Source organism: Solemya elarraichensis gill symbiont (assembly GCF_002021095.1).
In the GTDB taxonomy this organism is placed as follows: Bacteria; Pseudomonadota; Gammaproteobacteria; order Chromatiales; family Chromatiaceae.
In genome coordinates this window covers 1-1,277 of record NZ_MPRK01000352.1, presented here as the reverse complement: position 1 = coordinate 1,277, position 1,277 = coordinate 1, and the positions used below count along the sequence as shown (strand labels likewise).

The following is a 1,277-nucleotide window of genomic DNA, read 5'->3' as shown; positions in this document are numbered from 1 at the left end:
TATTTTTTTCACCCGTTTCCGTGCATACTTTCAAAGACACTAGTTTGATAGCTTCATAAGCCTCTGTTTGTGTTTCAGATACTAATGCTTGCAAATCTTCATCAAAAATTTCATGTTTTTTGTCTGCCAATTCTTTAAAGCGTCTAAAAGCATCATTTAGACCTTCCTCATTATTAAATTCAACACCCAGTTCAGCCAATCTTACTTTAAACGCATTGCGACCTGAATGTTTTCCCAAAACCAATTGATTGGCATTCCAGCCAACATCTTCAGCGCGCATGATCTCGTAAGTCTCACGGTATTTAATCACACCATCTTGATGAATACCTGCCTCATGGGCAAAAGCATTTGCACCAACAATTGCTTTATTAGGTTGCACAATAAAACCTGTCACACTTGAAACTAAGCGTGAGGCTGACAAAATATGCGTGGCGTTAATATCGGTATCACAATCAAAAATATCTTGACGAGTTCGTACTGCCATGACCAACTCTTCTAGTGATGTATTCCCTGCACGCTCACCTAGACCGTTAATGGTACACTCAACTTGCCTTGCACCATTTAGTACAGCAGACAACGAATTGGCTACTGCCAAGCCCAAATCATTATGACAATGCGCTGAAAAAATAGCCTTATCAGAATTTGGCACACGCCCAATCAAAGATTTAATGGTTACACCAAATTGATGCGGAATGTTATAACCCACCGTATCAGGAATATTAATGGTTGTCGCACCTGCATTAATCGTCGCCTCGATAATACGACACAAAAAATCCTCATCTGATCGACCTGCATCTTCTGGCGAAAACTCAACATCATTCGTGTATCGTTTAGCTCGCTTAACAGCGCGAACCGCTTGTTCTACGACCTGATCAGGAGTCATTTGTAGTTTCATCTTCATGTGAATATCAGATGTGGCAATAAAAGTATGAATACGCGATGCATTAGCACCTTTTAACGCTTCTCCTGCACAATCAATATCCTTATCAAGCGCTCTGGACAATGAGCAAATAATCGAATCTTGCACCACATTAGCCACAGTTTGTACAGCTTCAAAGTCTCCCACTGATGCAATAGCAAAACCTGCTTCAATGACATCTACTTGCATTTTTTCCAGCACTTTGGCAATACGTACTTTTTCATCCCTAGTCATGGACGCACCAGGTGATTGCTCACCATCACGAAGGGTTGTATCAAAAATAATTAGTTTATTAGGCATTTAGTTTATAAATTGTGAGAAACAAGATTTTTCAATCGTGCACAAAATAATAATTACT

1 protein-coding gene is annotated in these 1,277 nt (G+C 39.6%); it reads right to left on the bottom strand.

Annotated features, from left to right (window positions below; all coding sequences use genetic code 11):
* On the bottom strand, positions 1 to 1,219 hold a 1,219-nt coding region (locus tag BOW51_RS10865; protein WP_078477716.1), incomplete at its 3' end, for a 2-isopropylmalate synthase.
* Positions 1,220 to 1,277 lie beyond the last annotated feature (58 nt).